General features: G+C 41.2%; 15 protein-coding genes and 1 pseudogene. 11 read left to right on the top strand and 5 right to left on the bottom strand.

Features of this window, described 5'->3' with window-relative positions; translation table 11 throughout:
• The first annotated feature begins 418 nt into the window (after positions 1 to 418).
• Positions 419 to 1,027, top strand: a complete 609-nt coding sequence (locus RJ01_RS10410) for a TetR/AcrR family transcriptional regulator (RefSeq protein ID WP_005235816.1) — start codon at positions 419 to 421, stop codon at positions 1,025 to 1,027.
• Positions 1,028 to 1,080: 53 nt separating this feature from the next.
• Here the strand turns inward: RJ01_RS10410 and RJ01_RS10405 are convergent, their stop codons facing one another.
• The 4 genes from RJ01_RS10405 to cysK form a co-directional block, all read right to left on the bottom strand.
• Positions 1,081 to 1,278, bottom strand: coding sequence for a heavy-metal-associated domain-containing protein (locus RJ01_RS10405; RefSeq protein ID WP_034171014.1), 198 nt, complete (start codon positions 1,276 to 1,278; stop codon positions 1,081 to 1,083).
• A 53-nt stretch (positions 1,279 to 1,331) separates the two neighbouring features.
• A complete protein-coding gene (gene cueR / locus RJ01_RS10400; RefSeq protein WP_034171013.1) occupies positions 1,332 to 1,766 on the bottom strand; it encodes a Cu(I)-responsive transcriptional regulator in 435 nt (144 codons plus the stop codon).
• Complete coding sequence (locus RJ01_RS10395; RefSeq protein ID WP_034171012.1) at positions 1,766 to 4,456, bottom strand: heavy metal translocating P-type ATPase; 2,691 nt, start codon at positions 4,454 to 4,456, stop codon at positions 1,766 to 1,768. The genes cueR and RJ01_RS10395 overlap by 1 nt, the downstream gene beginning before the upstream one ends.
• Positions 4,457 to 4,638: 182 nt before the next feature.
• Positions 4,639 to 5,637, bottom strand: coding sequence for a cysteine synthase A (cysK, locus tag RJ01_RS10390; RefSeq protein WP_004785600.1), 999 nt, complete (start codon positions 5,635 to 5,637; stop codon positions 4,639 to 4,641).
• 291 nt (positions 5,638 to 5,928) lie between these two features.
• On the opposite strand from cysK, the gene RJ01_RS10385 reads away from it, so the two are divergent.
• The 5 genes from RJ01_RS10385 (at position 5,929) to RJ01_RS10365 (ending at position 10,983) form a co-directional block, all read left to right on the top strand.
• Entirely contained in the window at positions 5,929 to 6,249 is a 321-nt protein-coding gene (locus RJ01_RS10385) for a metalloregulator ArsR/SmtB family transcription factor (RefSeq protein ID WP_004785598.1), read from the top strand.
• 206 nt (positions 6,250 to 6,455) lie between these two features.
• Positions 6,456 to 8,204 carry a SulP family inorganic anion transporter gene (locus RJ01_RS10380; RefSeq protein WP_034171011.1) on the top strand — a complete coding sequence of 583 codons (1,749 nt, stop codon included), beginning with the start codon at positions 6,456 to 6,458 and terminating at the stop codon, positions 8,202 to 8,204.
• Positions 8,205 to 8,517: 313 nt separating this feature from the next.
• Entirely contained in the window at positions 8,518 to 9,714 is a 1,197-nt protein-coding gene (gene sstT / locus RJ01_RS10375; RefSeq protein ID WP_034171010.1) for a serine/threonine transporter SstT, read from the top strand.
• 42 nt (positions 9,715 to 9,756) lie between these two features.
• A complete protein-coding gene (locus RJ01_RS10370) occupies positions 9,757 to 10,431 on the top strand; it encodes a YoaK family protein (protein ID WP_005235831.1) in 675 nt (224 codons plus the stop codon).
• A gap of 15 nt (positions 10,432 to 10,446) precedes the next feature.
• Positions 10,447 to 10,983 carry a DUF2058 domain-containing protein gene (locus RJ01_RS10365; RefSeq protein ID WP_004785589.1) on the top strand — a complete coding sequence of 179 codons (537 nt, stop codon included), beginning with the start codon at positions 10,447 to 10,449 and terminating at the stop codon, positions 10,981 to 10,983.
• A 317-nt stretch (positions 10,984 to 11,300) separates the two neighbouring features.
• Here RJ01_RS10365 and RJ01_RS10360 read toward each other — a convergent pair whose 3' ends face one another.
• Positions 11,301 to 11,630, bottom strand: a complete 330-nt coding sequence (locus tag RJ01_RS10360; RefSeq protein ID WP_034171009.1) for a hypothetical protein — start codon at positions 11,628 to 11,630, stop codon at positions 11,301 to 11,303.
• A 407-nt stretch (positions 11,631 to 12,037) separates the two neighbouring features.
• Here RJ01_RS10360 and RJ01_RS10355 point away from each other — a divergent pair, with 407 nt between their 5' ends.
• From RJ01_RS10355 to RJ01_RS10335, 5 genes and pseudogenes are all read left to right on the top strand, one after another.
• Positions 12,038 to 13,297: a mechanosensitive ion channel family protein gene (locus RJ01_RS10355; RefSeq protein WP_034171008.1), complete on the top strand. Its 1,260-nt coding sequence runs from the start codon at positions 12,038 to 12,040 to the stop codon at positions 13,295 to 13,297.
• Positions 13,298 to 13,541: 244 nt separating this feature from the next.
• Positions 13,542 to 15,398, top strand: coding sequence for an ABC transporter ATP-binding protein (locus RJ01_RS10350; RefSeq protein WP_034171007.1), 1,857 nt, complete (start codon positions 13,542 to 13,544; stop codon positions 15,396 to 15,398).
• Positions 15,399 to 15,775: 377 nt separating this feature from the next.
• On the top strand, positions 15,776 to 16,804 hold the full coding sequence (locus RJ01_RS10345) for an AraC family transcriptional regulator (RefSeq protein ID WP_034171006.1): 1,029 nt from the start codon (positions 15,776 to 15,778) through the stop codon (positions 16,802 to 16,804).
• 82 nt (positions 16,805 to 16,886) lie between these two features.
• Positions 16,887 to 17,261 carry a glycine cleavage system protein GcvH gene (gene gcvH / locus RJ01_RS10340; protein WP_034171005.1) on the top strand — a complete coding sequence of 125 codons (375 nt, stop codon included), beginning with the start codon at positions 16,887 to 16,889 and terminating at the stop codon, positions 17,259 to 17,261.
• Positions 17,262 to 17,500: 239 nt separating this feature from the next.
• A pseudogene (locus RJ01_RS10335) lies at positions 17,501 to 18,352 on the top strand (MFS transporter); the annotation flags it as partial.
• Between the last annotated feature and the right edge of the window lie 29 nt (positions 18,353 to 18,381).

Below are 18,381 nucleotides of genomic sequence, written 5' to 3'. Positions count from 1 at the left end.
TCATTCATAAATCAGCGATATAAAATTTAAAATCAAAAACTTTATACCTCTGGTATTTACTGAATCCTTAAAACTTAAATCCATTGATGAATAAAAAATTTAAGCTGTTAAAATGACTCTGGCTTCACTTCGCTAAACCTTGTCTGGTCTGGGTTTAAAACAAAAATATGATTCAGCTTTATGCCCTAAAACCATAAATCAAATATATTGAAAATGGAATTTTATTTAACAAAGTTGATCTCAAGGGTTCAATTTTCTTGACAATATTTTTAATGCAGCTGTATATGACTTTCTTCTACAAGAAATATTGAATAAATATACAAATTTAGATAAATATCACGACCTTAGTTTTATAGCTATAGCTGCGAAAATAGCATATTCTTAATATATTCCTTTTCGAAAATGATGAGTCAAGAAGATGACGACTGTAAGACAGCAGAACTTCCTTCTTCGTAAAGAGAAGATCCTGAGCATGGCAGAAAGTCTACTGCTTGATAATAATCAGGACATCACCTTGAGTGAACTTGCTGAAGAACTGGACATCGCCAAAGGAACCATCTACAAGCATTTTAAAAGCAAAAACCAGTTATATTTAGAACTCATCATTCTGAATGAAAAAAGAATTCTGGCAATTTCTGATAAATATAATAACGATATTAAAAATTATGTTTCGCAATATATGCTTTATCACATGCTCAATTCAAACCGGACTATTTTGCTGCATGTCATTGAAGAGCGTTTAACTAATAATGAAAAAAACCTGAAAGAGTTATTTCAGGAACTCTATCGTATTCGTGAAGAACGGATTATCCGCATTAAAGATATGACTCATGATTATCTGGTGTCTTTAGACAGTGCCATGTCGATCCGGGATTATTTATCTTATATCTGGACGGTAACATATGGCGCTTCACTATTATTAAATTCGACCAGTTATCAAAAAGCGATTGGTTCGCGTGAACGCTTGATTAAACTGTATATTAATCAGGCATTGATGACGCCAGATAAAATATCGGCAGTTTCATAAAAAATGCCTAATCATGATTAGGCATTTTAGAATTATCTTTTAAATAGTGAATATCAAGCTATAGTTTCAGGCGGGAAGCCATCTTCAGTTAATGCCGCGATAATCTCAGATTCGCTTGCACTGGATTCAACCTCCACCATTTTACTGACCACATCAACATTTACTTTAGCATTTTCATCCAGCTCCTGAATGGTCGCAGTCACACTACGCGCACAACCACCACAAGTCATATTTTCAATACGGAATTTCATCTTGATCTCCCTTTGATCAGTTTAAATTTGGGTTAAGTGATATAAGTTCAAGTCTATTGATCTGCTTTGATAGGCGTATGCGCAGTTTTCCCATGTGACACACCCTGCTCAATCTGTTTCAGGATTTGGCAATCAGACTGTTCATCTCCAGCACACTGCGCAACCGATTGCTGCAAAATTTTCATCATATTTTGCATATCCGCAATTTTCTGTTGCAGTAACTCGATATGCTTTTGCGCCAACTGTTTGACATCACGGCTGTGTCTGGCATCGTTCAGCCACAGGCCGAGCAACTCTTTCATCTGCTCGGAAGAAAAACCCAATTCACGCGCATGCTGAATAAAACTTAAAGTCTTGATGTCATCGTCACTATAGACGCGATAACCCGAGTCGCTACGTTTAGGATTGGGTAATAAACCGATATCTTCATAGTAACGGATCATTTTGGCCGAGATCCCGGAGCGTTTCGCGGCCTGTCCAATATTCATTACACTGCCTCCTTCAACTGGATCGGCTGATAAGTCTTTAAACGAAGCGCATTGCTGACCACAAAGACTGAGGATAAGGCCATTGCACCTGCTGCAAACATCGGTGATAACAAAATACCGAAGAATGGATATAGTAGACCTGCAGCAATCGGAATCAAGGCAATATTATAAACAAAGGCCCAAAACAGGTTCTGTTTGATATTGCGCATGGTTGCGTGACTTAGGCCAATACCGGTTGCTACATGCTGTAAATTTCCAGACATCAGCACCACGTCTGCTGCTTCAATTGCGACATCCGTACCAGTTCCTATTGCCATCCCGACATCGGCCTGAGCCAAGGCAGGTGCATCATTAATCCCGTCACCGACAAAAGTGACGATGCCATGTTGCTGTTGGAGTTGATGTACCGCATCGACTTTTTCATTAGGTAAAACTTCAGCAATGACATGGTCAATTTTCAACTGTTTAGCAATGGCTTGTGCAGTATGCTGGTTATCACCGGTGATCATGGCAATCTTTAAGCCTTGATCATGTAAGGCCTGAATCGCACTATAGGTTGTGGCTTTAATCGGATCAGCCACAGTAATAATGGCAGCCAACTGCTGATCTATCGCGACATATAAAGGCGTGCGTCCCTGCTCGCCTAACTGTTGTGCTTTCTCTTTAAAAATATCGACACTTAAACCCAATTGCTGCATTAAGCGCTCTGCGCCAATATGAATTTGCTGACCTGAAACTTGAGCTTTCACGCCTGCACCAGTGATTGAATCAAAATCACTGACTTCAGGTAGTTGCAGCTGTTGTGCTTTCGCAGCTTCCACAATCGCATGGGCAATGGGATGTTCAGACTTGGCTTCCACTGCTGCGACCATTTGCAATACTGTTTGCTGCTCAAAACCAGATGTCACTTCAAAATCGGTTAGGGCTGGTTTCCCTTCAGTTAAGGTTCCGGTTTTATCCACCGCCACAACTCTGGTTTGCTGCAAGAGTTGCAATGCTTCGCCTTTACGGAACAAGACACCCAGCTCTGCTGCCCGGCCGGTGCCGACCATAATAGATGTTGGCGTAGCCAGGCCCATTGCACAAGGACAGGCAATAATCAGTACTGCAACAGCATTGACCAGTGCATAAGTCAGATTCGGTTCAGGACCCAACAGGAACCAGACAATAAAAGTCAAAGTCGCGAGCAGCATCACAGCAGGCACAAACCATAAGGTCACTTTATCGACTGCCGCCTGAATGGGAAGCTTTGCACCTTGTGCCTGTTCCACCATATGAATAATCTGAGCTAGAACTGAATCTTGTCCGACTGCTGTCGCCTTGATCTGTAAGGTACCATTCTGATTTACCGTTCCGCCAATCACCCGATCTCCAGCCTGTTTAGCCACCGCTAAAGGTTCACCGCTGATCATGGCTTCATCGATATAACTTTGACCAGAAACGACTTCACCATCAACTGCGACTTTCTCACCCGGACGAATCTCGATCAGCATGCCCTGCTGTACATCAGCAATTTTCAGATCAACCCAGGTTCCATTTTGTTGTACTCGAGCAGTTTTTGGCTGCAAGCCAACCAGATATTGAATCGCTTCAGAGGTTTTACCTTTGGCTCGAGCTTCCAGATAACGTCCCAGTAAGATCAAGGCAACAATCACAGCCGCCGCTTCGAAATACACATGTACAGTACTTTGCGGCAATAATTGCGGAAAGAACGTGGAAATACAGGAAAATCCATAAGCGGCTATTGTTCCCACGGCAACCAGAGAATTCATATCGGGTGCCAGTCGCAACAATGCCGGAATCCCATGCTGATAAAACCGCCGTCCTGGAATCAGTAAGACCAGAGTAGTCAGCAGAAACTGGATATACCAGCTGTTTTGGGTACCTAGCGTATGTGCAATCCAGTGATGAAAAGCCGGAATCAGGTGTGAACCCATTTCCAGAATAAACACCGGAACAGCTAAAATTAGCGCCAACCATAAGTCACGTTTTAGCTGTTCAGTTTCAGCGGTTTTCTTTTCCTGAAATGCCGTCTGGGTATCGGTAGCCTGTGCATCTAATTTTGCATGAGCGTTATATCCAGCTTTTTCGACGGCAGCAATTAAAGCTGGAAGCTGACTACGCGGCGCCTTGACCGAAGCTGTTTCAGTGGCGAGATTGACTTGTGCTTCACTTACCTGATCGACTTTTTTCAAGGCCTTTTCTACACGTGCTACGCAGGAGGCACAGGTCATTCCTTCAATAGCCAGTTCAATTCGGTCGGTTTGAATATCAAAGCCCGCTTTTTGTACAGCCTTGATCAATTGAGAAACAGCGAGAGGACGAATTGCAGTGACATGAGCTTTTTCGGTTGCCAGATTAACCTGCGCATCCAGTACCTGATCGACTTTTTTCAAGGCTTTTTCAACACGAGCTACACAAGAGGCACAGGTCATGCCTTCAATATTTAAATCAAACTGCTGGATCACGGCTTCAAAACCGGTTTTATTGATAGCATTAACGAGTTGCGTTGCAGGAATGGGTTGTTCACTTTTTAAAAAAGCTTGTTCAGTGGAGAGATTGACATTCGCTTCCACCACACCTTCAATTTTCTTTAAGGCTTTTTCCACACGTGCGACACAAGAGGCACAGGTCATTCCTGAAATCTGTACCTGCTGTTCGTACAACTGTGTGGTTGCTGGTGTATTCATTCTGCGCTCTCCATTTACCCATTCACTGCCTATGCTATAGCTTAAACATTACCATAATGGGAAGGTCAAGCTTCTGCTTTAAATTCTTGATCTTTCATTATATGAAGGCATAAAGTCCAATAAAAAAACCCGAAGATGACTTCAGGCTTTTTGAGATTTAAAGAAATTGCTTGGTTAATAGTTTACTCAGCCGAAATATCTTCAAAAAGAATTGAAGATAAATAGCGTTCACCACCATCTGGCAGAATCACTACGATATTTTTGCCTGCATTTTCAGGACGTGCAGCCAATTGCGCAGCTGCAGCCATTGCAGCACCACTTGAAATACCGACCAAGATACCTTCTTGAGTTGCAGTTTTACGTGCCCATTCCACTGCATCGCTACTGGTAATGGCAATCACTTCATCGACCAGATCCAGATCCAGGTTCTTTGGAATAAAGTTCGCGCCAATACCCTGAATTTTGTGTGGTCCTGGAGTGAGTGTCTCACCACGTTTTGCCTGACCAATAATGGCAGATTCAGCCGGCTCTACAGCAACTGAATAAATCGGCTTGTTTTTCACTTTTTCAAAAAAGCGTGAAATACCGGTAATCGTACCGCCTGTGCCTACACCCGCTACCAGAATATCGACATTACCTCCAGTCGCTTCCCAGATTTCAGGACCGGTAGTCTCTTCATGGATTTTCGGATTGGCTGGATTTTCAAACTGTTGTGGCAGGTAATACAGTTCAGGATTTTCATTCACCAAACGTTGTGCTTCTTCTACGGCACCTTTCATACCTTTGGCTGGATCTGTCAGTACCAGATTGGCACCTAAAGCCTTAACCACTTTACGGCGTTCTATACTCATGCTTGATGGCATAGTTAAGGTAATATCATAGCCTTTAGCCGCTGCTACAAATGCCAGCGCAATACCGGTATTACCACTGGTTGGCTCGACAATGTGCATGCCCGGCTTCAATTTACCTGACTTTTCTGCATCAGCAATCAAGGCTGCGCCAATACGGCATTTCACCGAAAATGCCGGATTACGGCTTTCAATTTTCGCAAGTACAGTCGCTCCACCAGAAATGGCACGATTGATACGAACCAGAGGGGTATTACCAATCGCCTCTGCATTATTGCTATAAACCGCTATACCTAAATTGGCAGGTGTTGGAAAAGCTGAATCTGTAGTCATTAGAATATCCTTGATATTATTCGCCAAGATGTATTTACATGATACAAGCATTTTCCGGCTTTGTAGATGCCTGAAACAAGATGGGATCACGATAGCAGTTTGAAATGAAAAATCTTCTTCGCAAAAAACCGGAACACGATAAAATTATCTTATATTTTAATTAGTAAATTATAACTATTCTTGATAACACAATTCATTAAAAACCATAGTAATTCACGCTTTCTATCCATCAATTCACGATGTTCGAGTCGTATAATTCGCGGGCTGTAATTGTATAAATGGACATAGTAAATGAAAACCGATCTTGAAATTGCCGCGATGCGGGATTCAGCTCAACAGGTTGTCGGTATTTTAAAGTTAATGGCCAATACGGACCGACTGCTCATTTTATGTCATCTCTCCCAAAATGAACTGAATGTCTCTCAAATTGAAGAGATTACCGAGATCAGACAGCCAACCCTGTCTCAGCAGCTCATGATTTTGCGTAAAAGCGATGCGGTAAATACCCGTCGAGACGGTAAACAGATCTATTATTCAATCAAAGACCAGAATCTGGTAGAAATGTTAAACAAGCTTTATCAAATCTACTGTGTAAATCAAGCAGTCGCTTAAAGCTGTAATTTACCTCATTCGTCCTGTTTTATTTTAAAGCGATCTACCTGATTTAAATTTTCTCTATTGAGCGTTTTAAGTCTTTTGCCTAGATCCTTTGTCTCCTCATTCATTTTTTAAAATGTGAATGATCACCTATTTATATCCTAAGACTTCTTAGCAGAATTTGTGCATAATATATCTATATTTGTGATTTAGACCTGTATATGCCAAATTTTAAGTCTAGACTGCTCAATAAACTCCCTGCCTGGTCATGGTTAAGTCAGTACAACCCGGTGAAATTAAAATCGGATGTATTGGCTGCCCTGATTGTCGTTGCGATGCTGGTACCACAAGGGATGGCCTATGCCATGCTGGCAGGTTTGCCACCGATTATGGGACTCTATGCCAGTATTCTGCCAATGATCATTTATGCCTTATTGGGCGGCAGTACGACTTTATCGATTGGACCAGTGGCGATCATTTCCATGATGACCTTTGCCACACTGAATCCTTTATTTGAAGTGGGTTCTCCGGTCTATATTGAAGCGGCAACTTTATTGGCATTGATGGTCGGCATTATTTCCCTGCTTTTGGGTGTGTTCCGTTTCGGCTTTTTAATTCAACTGATCAGCCATCCCGTCATTCAGAGTTTTATTATTGCTTCGGCTCTATTGATTGCTTTTGGTCAGTTCAAGTTTCTGGTGGATTTACCTTTAAAAGCCAATAATATTCCCGAGCTGGTGAAAAGCCTGATTGAATATTTGCCACTTTTGCATCTCCCGAGTTTGGTCTTTGGCCTGCTTTCTATCGGTTTACTGGTTTATCTGCCGAAACTATTAAAATCCCAAGCCATACAAAGCCGGATCGGTTCGACTGATTTTCTGGTTCGGGCAGTTCCACTGATTCTGGTTTTTCTCGGTATTGCAGCCGTTCTTTTTTTAGACTTAAAAGTTCAGGGAATTAAAACTGTCGGAGAAATTCCTTCAGGCTTTCCGCCTTTGTCTTTCCCACACTGGAACTGGGAACTGGTGATGACCTTATTACCGGGTGCCAGCATGATTGCCATGATCAGTTTTGTGGAATCTCTCTCTATTGCTCAGGCAACGGCGCTACAGCAGCGTAGTAATTTAAATAGCAACCAGGAACTGATTGCGCTCGGTGTAGCCAATATCAGTGCCGGAATCAATTCCGCCTTTCCTGTAACCGGTAGTTTATCACGTACTGTGGTTAATGCTGACGCTGGCGCCAAAACACCTTTGGCTGGCGTATTGTCTTCTTTATTGATTGTCGTGGTCAGTCTGTTCTTTACCAGCTTCTTTGAGGATCTACCACTGACCATTCTGGCTGCAACCATTATTGTATCTATCTGGAAACTGGTCAATTTCCAGCCTTTCGTCGATGCCTGGCGTTATTCCAAAGCTGACGGCATTGCCATGTGGATTACCTTTTTTGGTGTGGTATTACTGGATATCACCACTGGCCTGATCGTCGGGATTATTTCGACTTTTATTCTTATGCTATGGCGCATCAGCCGTCCTCATATTGCTGTTGTGGGTCTGGTTGAAGGGACCCAGCATTTCCGGAATATCCAGCGTCATCAGGTGATGACTTCTGATCGGGTACTGTCTCTGCGTATTGATGAAAACCTAAGTTTTTTAAATGCGCATACCTTAAAAGGTTATCTGATTAATCAGTTAAGTTTAAATGACAAGTTAGAGCATGTGATTTTGAACTGCTCCAGTATCAGTGCGATTGACTTGAGTGCCTTGGAAACGCTGGAAGAGCTCAATGCTGAATTGTCCAAACTGGATATTCGTCTGCATTTTGCAGAAGTGAAAGGCCCGGTATTCGATCGCTTGCAGGCCTCCAAACTCATGACACATTTGAGTGGACGGATTTATCTAACCCATTTTCAGGCAATTCAGGATCTGGCTCCGGAAATTTTCGAAAAGCCTCAGCATTATATGATTTAAGATTTTTCAATTCTTTGCATGATAGACATGCTGTCATGCAAAGAATTCAACTGAAATATAACTGGAAATGATTGATTTAAATTCTATATTCATCTAAAAAACAAAGATTAAAAACCAATCAGTAAATCTGGCTATTTCTAAGAATTTTGTATGGAAATAATACGATCAAGATAAAAAACCATCTTAATTATTTATTAATTTTCAGTCACTTAAATATTATCTAAAAATATATTTTAAGCGATCCTTAATTTAAGTATAAAATAACGCAAATTTTTTTCGCATTTAGCCCTCGTAATTTTCACAAGGCAACCTTATGTTTTCTGCCCTATTGCGTCTGAGTTTAGTCTCCCGAATCATCATCGCCATTATTCTAGGCGTTGGTGTGGCTCTGTTATTTCCTGAAGCTGCACCTTCCTTAAGCCTGTTGGGTGATCTGTTTATTAAGGCACTAAAATCCGTCGCGCCAGTTCTGGTTTTCATTCTGGTACTTGCATCAATTGCAAATTTTCAGGTTGGCCAGACCAATTCAACGATAAGACCTATTATGCTGATGTATGCTGTCGGCATGTTCCTGGCAGCATTAAGCGCTGTCATCGCCAGTATTTTATTTCCAAGTACATTGTTCCTGGATATTGCAGCGCAAGGTGATTTACAGCCACCAGGCAGCCTAGGTGAAATTCTCAAAAATCTGGTGCTGAGCTTTGTGGCGAACCCGGTGGTTGCCATTGCTGAAGCGAATTTTATTGGGATTCTGGCATGGTCAATTGCGTTAGGGATTGCCTTCCGTCATGCATCGCATACGACTAAAACCTGTCTGAATGACGCTGCCAATGCAATCAATTATGTAATTCGTCTGGTGATCAGCTTTGCACCTGTGGGTATTTTTGGCCTGGTTGCCGTGACTTTTGCTGAAGCCGGTCTAGATACTCTGACTAGTTACGCGCATTTATTAGCTGTTCTGCTGGGTACCATGGTATTTGTAGCCCTGGTGATTAACCCGTTAATGGTGGGTTTCATTACCCGTCGCAATCCGTATCCACTGGTGTTCACCTGCTTACGTGAAAGTGGTATTACCGCATTCTTTACCCGCAGTTCTGCTGCCAATATTCCGGTAAACCTGGACTTGGCAAAACGCTTAGGTGTGAAAGAGACTACTTCAAGCGTAGCAATTCCTTTAGGTGCAGCAATTAACATGGCTGGTGCATCAGTGACGATTACCGTGTTGTCTTTAGCTGCAGTAAATACTTTAGGTATTAATGTTGACTTCACCACTATGCTAATTCTTTCTATCGTGGCAACTGTGTCTGCGTGTGGTGCTTCAGGTGTGGCAGGTGGTTCACTATTGCTGATTCCCGTGGCTTGTGGTCTGTTCGGGATTTCTTCAGATATCGCAATGCAAGTGGTGGCAATTGGTATGGTGATCAGTGTATTGCAGGACTCTACGGAGACTGCACTCAACTCATCTACCGATGTTTTATTTACTACAGCAGTAGACCGCGCTACAGATTGATTTTATATTGAAGAATCAAGATGTTTTGCTAATGATATTGCCATGCCATTACAGCGTTTACCATCGTGGGTTCAACTGGGTGCATTCTTCCTTGCGGTAAATGCCGGAATGATTAATGTATTAGGACTGGTGACCGTGTTGCATCAGTCCGTTTCACATATGACCGGTAACGTCAGTATGCTGGCGATGGCGCTGCTGGACTGGCAACCACGCCAGATTTTGTATCTGATTCTGGTTACGCTCTGTTATGTGATTGGCTCGATGTATAGCGGGCTGATTTTAGGAAATAGTCACTTTCGCTTGGGGCGCCTGTATGGTTATCCTTTAAGCCTGGTGGCTTTTTTTATATTCATTTGCTGGCTATTATTGCCCTATTTCCCGCGTTATGCCTTGTTATGGGCCTGTGTCGCGATGGGTGTACAAAATGCCATGGTCAGCCACTATAAAGGTGCCATTATCCGGACCACACATCTGTCTGGTGTACTGACAGATTTAGGTCTGGCTATGGGCTATCGCCTGCGTGGTCTGGTAGTAGAATCCCGTAAAGTGATCCTGCATATGCTGATCTTGGTCGGCTTTTTAATGGGTGGCATACTTGCCAGCTGGATTTATCCTTATTTAAAATTAAATGCATTCCTAGTCCCTACAGCGTTAAGCCTGCTGCTTAGCCTGACCTATTGGGTGATCTATTTACGTTATCGACATCAACACGACTAATTTCTGGAAACTCTCATGGTTAAAAATGCATTACAGGCACAATTGTTAAAGGCAGGCCTGGTCGATAATAAAAAAGCCAAAAAACTGTCTAAACAGGCTGTACATGAAAAGCGCACAGGCGACAGTAAAGAAGCCGAAATCAAGGCAAAGATTGAGCAGGACAAACAGGAAAAGCTGGCTAAAGACCAAGCGATTGAACAGGCGAAAAAAGTCCAGTTGCAGGAAAAAGAACTCAAAGCGGCCATCATGCAGATGATTAATCAGCATAAAATCCGCGATACGGATGGTGAGATCAGTTATCAGTTTATTGATGACAGCAAGATCAAGAAAGTTTATATCAACCAGCAGATTTATAATGCACTGGTCGCTGGCAGTCTGGTGATTGCACGTGAAAATGAGAGTTATGCCTTCCTGCCTAAAGCTCTGGCGGATCGCATCAATTCAAAAATGGAAGGCTTTATCATTGTGAATAATTCAGAGAAAAATGAAGAAACCACTGATGAAGAAGACCCATATGCAGCTTATGTGATTCCTGATGATTTAATGTGGTAAGCACATTTTCCTTAAAAGGAAAGCATAAATAAAAAACCGGCATATTTGCCGGTTTTTTTAATCTGTTTCATTAAGTTTATGTCAGCTTGCCTTTTGCATATTCTTGTTTTAATAGATAGCAAATTTCACTCAATTTAAATCTTATTTGGAAACGGCTTTGTTGCATAAATACATAACCAACTGATTTTGTTCATTCAATTTTTAGGTTGAAATTTATACAAACCTATTTAAATCAGAAGCTTACAAAATCTTTATGCAACAAAGCCTTTGGAAACTTCAGTTTTCATATAACTAGCCTTAAATGAAAGCGCTAATAACTAAAATTTAGTCTGTAAATATGCAATAAATCCCTCAATTTTCTTAATAACGTATAAGCAGATATGCAAAGGACTCACGTTATTTTGCTGAGCTTTTTCTACCCTATACTTTGCTCTTTCTAAGAGTGCTATTACATAATATATAGAGCTTTTAAGAATTTTTTTCGGATCTTTTTTTGAATACAAGTAACAATTAATTTTTTCAAAAGATTCATCATTAACCACTATCTCTAATATAGTGTTATTAATTTCATAGCTTATTGATTGCTCAATATGTTCCAGTTCATAGAAATGTAGAGCTTGTGCTATAACTATTTGAAGATTTTTCATTTTTAATGATTAAGATTATATGATTTTAATCCTAGCACTATCCCCTATAAAAATTAAGTATATAAAATTTAAAATAAACATTAAGTTATGTTGAATTAACATAATAAACGCTATACCAAATTCTTTTAATTCACTTTGACCTTTTTAATTTTTTAAAGTTTAAAAAGAAGTATAGGAATACCAAGTTAGGCTGTTCTATCGATTTTTCACGTTTCCTAGCCATTAACCAATCAATTTCCATTGATCTATTTAATCTGAATTAACCTGAAGGAAGAAATAAATGTCTGAATAGTGATTAAGTTCGCATCCTCTAAGAAAGATATGTTTTAAAAGGTTATCCAAGATTAAAAAATTGCGTTTAAACCTATAAACTCTAACAAATTTTTTGAGTTAAAGAGAAAGATCAGTTGGAACAGTTTAATTTTATTAAGAATATTCGAGATTGGGCCGATCAGTACCCATGGCTGGAAATGTTATCTTCACTGAGTATTGTGATTTTACTGGCCATTCTTGCCAATGTGTTTGCCAAACAGATTGTTGTACGTGGCATCCGTCAACTGATTTCCAAAATGCCCTTTGCCAATAATCAGATTTTTGCTGAACATAGTGTGATTCGCCGGATTTCCAATATTGTTCCGGCAATCGTGATCATGAACGGGATTACCACTGTCCCGCATTTATCCGATAAAGTACAAACTTTTGTACAAATGGGTGCTCAGGCGTTTATTTTCCTGACCATTGCTCTGGCGCTCGGTGAGTTACTGAATATCTTTAACCTGATTTATCAGCGTAATCCCAAGTCACGCAACAAGCCGATTAAAGGTTATTTACAGCTGGTCAAGCTGATCATCTTCATTGTTTGTGGCTTGATGATTTTAGGCACTTTCCTGAAAAAAGATGTATTCACCTTACTTGCCGGTTTTGGTGCGATGGCTGCTGTCCTGATGCTGGTCTTTCAAAATACGATTCTGTCACTGGTCGCTTCGGTTCAGATTTCATCTTATGACATGGTACGTATTGGTGACTGGATTGAAATGCCGACCCTAAATGCCGATGGTGATGTCATTGATATGTCATTACATACAGTGACTGTGCAGAACTTTGACAAGACAGTGACCACCATTCCAACCAATAAACTGGTGACTGATACATTCAAAAACTGGCGCGGCATGCAGGAAGCGGGTGCCCGTCGAATCAAGCGTTCAATTCATATTGATCAAACCAGCGTACATTTCATGACGGCTGAAGAACAGAACAAGCTGAAAAATTTTATCCTGCTGGATCAGTATCTAAATACCAAATCAGAAGAGCTGGATAAATTTAACCAGCAGCTCCAGCATCATTCACAATACAACCAGCGTCGTCTGACCAATTTAGGTACGTTCCGCGCTTATCTGGAATTTTATCTACAACAGCATCCCGGTATTGCCAAAAATTTCTCGTTAATGGTGCGTCAGTTACAACCGACCAGTGAAGGTTTACCACTGGAAATTTATGCTTTCACCAATACTACAGTTTGGGCAGAGTATGAAAATATCCAGTCAGATATCATGGACCACATTCTGGCGATTATTCCGGAATTTGGATTGAAGGTGTATCAGGCGCCTTCTGGAAGTGATTTTAAGGAATCTTTTAATGCGAGTTCTTCATCTCCGATTATCACTTAAACTAACCTCTCAACTTAAGCCCGAAATAATCTCTTATTTCGGGCTTTTTATTCAGTATTTAAAATGAATTCAATCTCTTATTTTTGGTCTTCATATTATTTGGTATAAATCTGGCATGAGTTTTTGCTCTGCAACCTAAAGTTTGATTTGGTTAAACATTTGTGGCAATTTCACTCAAATTCAGACTTAAAAAGCAGAATCCTTTATAATTTCCGCAAAGAAAATACATGATAAGAGTACGTGAATGTTTCGATGGCTTGAACGGCTGGTAGATCCCTATCCCACCAAAAACCTGAATCAACCTTTACCCACCAGGTTTTTTCCCTTTGTCTGGCAAGCAGCCTATGGGGTACGCCGTTATTTACTGATTTTGGTGCTATGTACCGCGGGTGCAGCCAGTTTTGAGGCCTTACTGTATTCAAAAATTGGCGATCTGGTGAACTGGTTGAGTCAAAGTCAGCCAGAAACTTTTTTAGATCAACATGCCAGCAACCTGACCTTATTAAGTATTATCTTGCTGGCTAATATCCTGTTTGCCAGTGCCCAGTCCCTGATCAAGCATCAGATTTTATATAGTAATTTCCCGATGCGTCTGCGTTGGCGCTTCCATAATTTATTGCTCAAACAGAGTTTGGACTTCTTCCATAATGATTTTGCCGGACGTTTATCGGCCAAAGTTATGCAAACGGCGCTAGCGATCCGGGAATTCTGGGTGATTTTGGGCGATATGCTGGCCTATGTGCTGATTTATTTCGTCACAATTAATATTGTTTTGGGTGCCATTTCACCCTTACTTATTTTGCCGCTTATGGTCTGGCTATTACTATTTATCTGTGCTGCCTGCTATTTTATTCCAAGATTAAGCAAGATTTCATCCTTACAAGCGGATGCACGTGCAGTCATGACCGGACGTGTGACTGATGCCTATACCAATATTCAAACCGTAAAACTGTTTGCGCATGCAGGTCGCGAAAGTCAGTATGCCAAATCCTCCATGCAGGAATTTATGGTTACGGTGTATAAACAGATGCGTCTGGGCGCTCAATACGAAATCAGCATTCTGATGCTGAGTGTTGTGCTATATGCAGGTGTGCTGGGAACTGCGATCTGGCTCTGGATGCAAGGTCAGGCGCAGCTAGGGATTATTGCAGCCACTACAGCAATGGTATTAAAGCTGAATAGTATTGCCGAGTTTATGATGTGGCAGACCTCTGCCCTGTTTGAAAATGTCGGTACTATTCAGGACGGGATGAAAACTCTAGGTCGTCGAATCAATATTCAAGACAAAGAAGATGCGAAAGAACTGCAACTGAAACACGGTGAGATTAAATTCGATAATGTCACTTTTGCCTATAATGAAAAACCGGTCATTGACCAGTTTAATCTGACCATTCGTCCGGGTGAAAAAATCGGCATCGTGGGTCGTTCCGGTGCCGGTAAATCAACTCTGATTCAATTGTTACTGCATTTCTATCATCTGAATCAGGGCCGTATTCTGATTGATGGCCAGGATATTGCCGATGTCACTCAGGACAGTCTGCGTAAAAATATTGCGCTGGTCACTCAGGATACGTCTTTGCTGCATCGTACCGTTGCTGAAAATATTAAATACGGTCGTCCAGATGCGACTGATGAAGAAATGTTTGAATCTGTACGCAAGGCCAAAGCAGAAGAATTCATTCCGAATCTGACTGATTTGCGTGGTCGTAGAGGCTATGACGCCTATGTGGGTGAACGTGGCGTGAAGCTTTCTGGTGGACAGCGCCAACGTATTGCCATTTCCCGGGTATTCCTGAAAGATGCACCGATTCTGATTCTGGATGAAGCCACCAGTGCTCTGGATTCTGAGGTCGAAGCAGCTATTCAGAATAGTCTGGATGACTTGATGCAAGGTAAAACGGTTATTGCCATTGCACATCGTCTTTCTACCATTGCCCAGATGGACCGTCTGATTGTAATGGATCAAGGAAAAATTGCTGAGCAAGGTACGCATGATGAACTGGTTGCCTTAAACGGGATTTATGCGCAGCTATGGCAACGTCAAACTGGCGGCTTTTTAGTACAGCAACATGCCAAATCTGATAACTTACATGAAGCATAATTGCTCTCTATTCAGTAGTAGCTAAGCTCTACAACAAAAACCGAAGCATTCTATTTGAGTCACTTGAATAGTAATGCTTTGGTTTGCTTTCTATGGGAATATCAACTATTCCACAGGCATTTTTAAATTCCAGATTATTCAAAAAACAGCCCTATTCTGAATTAATAGAAATCTGTAGCCTTAAAATTAAATACCTAAAATATCTCTGGTTTAAATTGATTTTCAACTTTAAATTAGGCTACTCTGCTTGAAGTTGATTGAAATTTTCTTGTGGAAATAGCCGCAGCTTTGTCCAACAATTTTTATCAAGAAAATGGCTTTTTCATACCAATATGAAGTGAAAATAAAAAAATTTAAATGAGTGCAACGGATCGCGCATGAAAACAATAGCTCCACGCCAAGACCAAGGTATTCCAGGTGTATACGGTCTCTTGCTTCTCGATGTCATTTCCCGCTGGGGGTATAATAATGAGTCGCTTTTTCAACCTTTTGGCCTGACCAGTGAACAGTTGGCAGATCCTGATTACCGTATTCCGACACCAGTGGCCAATGAACTGGTCAAGCATGCCCTGAAACTCACTGGTGAACCGACATTGGGTTATCACTTAGGTACCCAGATGCGGATTTCGATTCATGGCTTTATCGGTTATGCCATCATGACGGCGAATAATATTACCGAAGCTCTGGTGCTGGCGAACCGATTCATTCAGTTACGTTTACCCTTCCTGCAGTTATTTTTCTCGACCTTTGGCGCTAAGGCAACGGTACAGCTGCAAACTGATATTCAGCTTGAACCGCTTCGTACAGAAATTTCGATTGCCCTGATGATTGGTCTGATCAGTATGGCTAAGGCTATTACAGGGGTTAACGATGCAACCGGAGAAATCGACTTTGATTTTAAAAAGCCGGAAGGTTTTGAGCGCTTTATGGCAAAATTTCCTACGCATCAGTTCCGTTTTGAACAGCCCCATTTAATTTTAAGCTTTGATAAAAGTTACCTGATGAACAAGCTGGTACATGCTGATCCAATTGCCAGCCAGATTGCGATTAACCAGTGTGAAGCCGAATTATCAGCCCTAGGGGAACGGCACCGGATTGCCATGCGGGTACGGGATATCCTGACTCATTCCGAACAGCATTATCTGAGTATTGAAAGCGTAGCTGAACGCCTGCATATGTCAGATCGAACCTTAAAGCGTCAGTTGGCCGCTGAAGGTACTTCTTTCTCTACGCTGGTGGATGAAGTACGCTACCGGCATGCCACTTCCTTATTATCCCGTACAGACTTTACTCTGGAGCAGATCGCTGATGAACTTGGCTATAGTGATGTGGCCAATTTTAGTCGGGCGTTTAAGCGCTGGAGTGGTCGTAGCCCGAGCAACTGGCGTAAAGATCCTTATTTATAAGCAAGGATAAACCTTTTGTTTTGGCCAAAAAGAATGTATAAAACATATCAAAAATGATCTTAAGATTTTTAGGGAGTTATCAATGAATCATCCTGCAGAATTAAAGTACGCAAGTACACATGAATGGGTACGCATTGAGGGTGATCTTGTTGTGACCGGTATTTCCGACCATGCACAGGATGCATTAGGTGATCTGGTTTATGTAGAAGCACCAGATCTTGACTCACATATTACTGCGGGCGAACAGGCTGGCGTGGTTGAATCAGTGAAAACCGCTTCTGATATTCATGCGCCTGTCTCTGGTACAGTCGTTGAAATCAATGCTACGCTTGAAGATGATCCTGATTTTATTAATGACGACCCATATGGCAAAGGTTGGATCTATAAAATCAAACCGGACAATATGGCAGATGTTGAAAAGCTGCTTTCCAATACAGAATATGAAGCTGGTCTCTAAGCCGGTTTAAATTTAGAAAATCAGCCTTCGGGCTGATTTTTTTATTAAAGATCAATCGCCGCATTTCCTAGTTCAAATTAAATTTCATGTATTTATCATGAAATATCATTGTATTTTTCACTTATTTTTCCTAAAGTCTTGATCATATTCACTTCGCTCCTGAATAGGTCGCGCTTATTTATAACAATAATTTCCCATGCTGAGCCCAGCGTCTTACAGCATATCATTTTAGGAAAATCATGAACGCCAATGCAGTGCCATTATGGACCAAGTCATTTATCCTTTGTCTGGCCAATAACCTGTTTTTATTTATTTTCTATTTTGCACAAACTACAATTTTACCAATTTATATCCTGAAAGAATTAGGCGGAAACTTAGCCCAAGCTGGTCTGGCCATGACCTTGTTTATGATTTCAGCGATTGCGGTACGTCCATTTAGCGGCTTAATTATTGAAAAATTGGGTATCCGTAAAACCCTGATTGTTTCTGGAATCTTTTTCAGTCTATTTTCCCTAGCCTATTTGCTTGCCGATCAGCTGACGACCTTATTTATCATCCGTTTTTTGCATGGGATCTGGTTTAGTATTTTAACTACAGTCTGTGTCCCTGTAGTGAATCAGTTTATTCCAGAACAGCGTAAAGGCGAAGGCATGGGCTATTACGTCATGTCAGTCAATCTGGGTATTGTTCTAGGACCATTGATTGGCTTAAGTCTGATCGAATACTGGTCTTATTTTCAGATCACAACGCTGCTTATTGCATTAGTTTTTATCGGATTTGCTTTCTGCTTAATGATTCCGGTCAAAGAGCCTGAGCACATCATTCAAACTATTCCTGAGAAAAAAGGACTGGCGTTGTCTGATGTTGTAGAAAAGAAAGCATTGCCTGTTGCTGTTCTGGCAGCTCTGATTTCTTTCTCTTATGCCAGCATCATATCTTTTATTGCACCTTTTGCTGCCAGTAAAAACCTGATGGCTTATGCCAGTTTATTCTTTGTCGTATTCGCCATTTCCATGATGAGTTTACGTCCGATTACCGGAAAAATTTACGATCGCAAAGGTCCACAATATGTGATTTATCCTGCGCTATTAGGGCGTGTCCTCATTTGAAGAATTGGTTT

The sequence above is a fragment of the Acinetobacter sp. YZS-X1-1 genome (genome assembly GCF_000804305.1).
GTDB lineage: Bacteria > Pseudomonadota > Gammaproteobacteria > Pseudomonadales > Moraxellaceae > Acinetobacter > Acinetobacter variabilis.
Note: the sequence above shows the minus strand (reverse complement) of the source record. Positions and strands in the feature narration are given on the sequence as shown.

Bases quoted from the DNA above. Each gene is read 5' to 3' on its own strand.
- cueR (WP_034171013.1), bottom strand. From the start codon at position 1,766: ATGAATATTGGACAGGCCGCGAAACGCTCCGGGATCTCGGCCAAAATG.
- RJ01_RS10410 (WP_005235816.1), top strand. From the start codon at position 419: ATGACGACTGTAAGACAGCAGAACTTCCTTCTTCGTAAAGAGAAGATC.
- RJ01_RS10360 (WP_034171009.1), bottom strand. From the start codon at position 11,630: ATGAAAAATCTTCAAATAGTTATAGCACAAGCTCTACATTTCTATGAA.
- RJ01_RS10350 (WP_034171007.1), top strand. From the start codon at position 13,542: ATGTTTCGATGGCTTGAACGGCTGGTAGATCCCTATCCCACCAAAAAC.
- RJ01_RS10365 (WP_004785589.1), top strand. From the start codon at position 10,447: ATGGTTAAAAATGCATTACAGGCACAATTGTTAAAGGCAGGCCTGGTC.
- sstT (WP_034171010.1), top strand. From the start codon at position 8,518: ATGTTTTCTGCCCTATTGCGTCTGAGTTTAGTCTCCCGAATCATCATC.
- RJ01_RS10405 (WP_034171014.1), bottom strand. From the start codon at position 1,278: ATGAAATTCCGTATTGAAAATATGACTTGTGGTGGTTGTGCGCGTAGT.
- RJ01_RS10370 (WP_005235831.1), top strand. From the start codon at position 9,757: ATGCCATTACAGCGTTTACCATCGTGGGTTCAACTGGGTGCATTCTTC.
- cysK (WP_004785600.1), bottom strand. From the start codon at position 5,637: ATGACTACAGATTCAGCTTTTCCAACACCTGCCAATTTAGGTATAGCG.
- RJ01_RS10385 (WP_004785598.1), top strand. From the start codon at position 5,929: ATGAAAACCGATCTTGAAATTGCCGCGATGCGGGATTCAGCTCAACAG.
- RJ01_RS10380 (WP_034171011.1), top strand. From the start codon at position 6,456: ATGCCAAATTTTAAGTCTAGACTGCTCAATAAACTCCCTGCCTGGTCA.
- RJ01_RS10345 (WP_034171006.1), top strand. From the start codon at position 15,776: ATGAAAACAATAGCTCCACGCCAAGACCAAGGTATTCCAGGTGTATAC.
- gcvH (WP_034171005.1), top strand. From the start codon at position 16,887: ATGAATCATCCTGCAGAATTAAAGTACGCAAGTACACATGAATGGGTA.
- RJ01_RS10395 (WP_034171012.1), bottom strand. From the start codon at position 4,456: ATGAATACACCAGCAACCACACAGTTGTACGAACAGCAGGTACAGATT.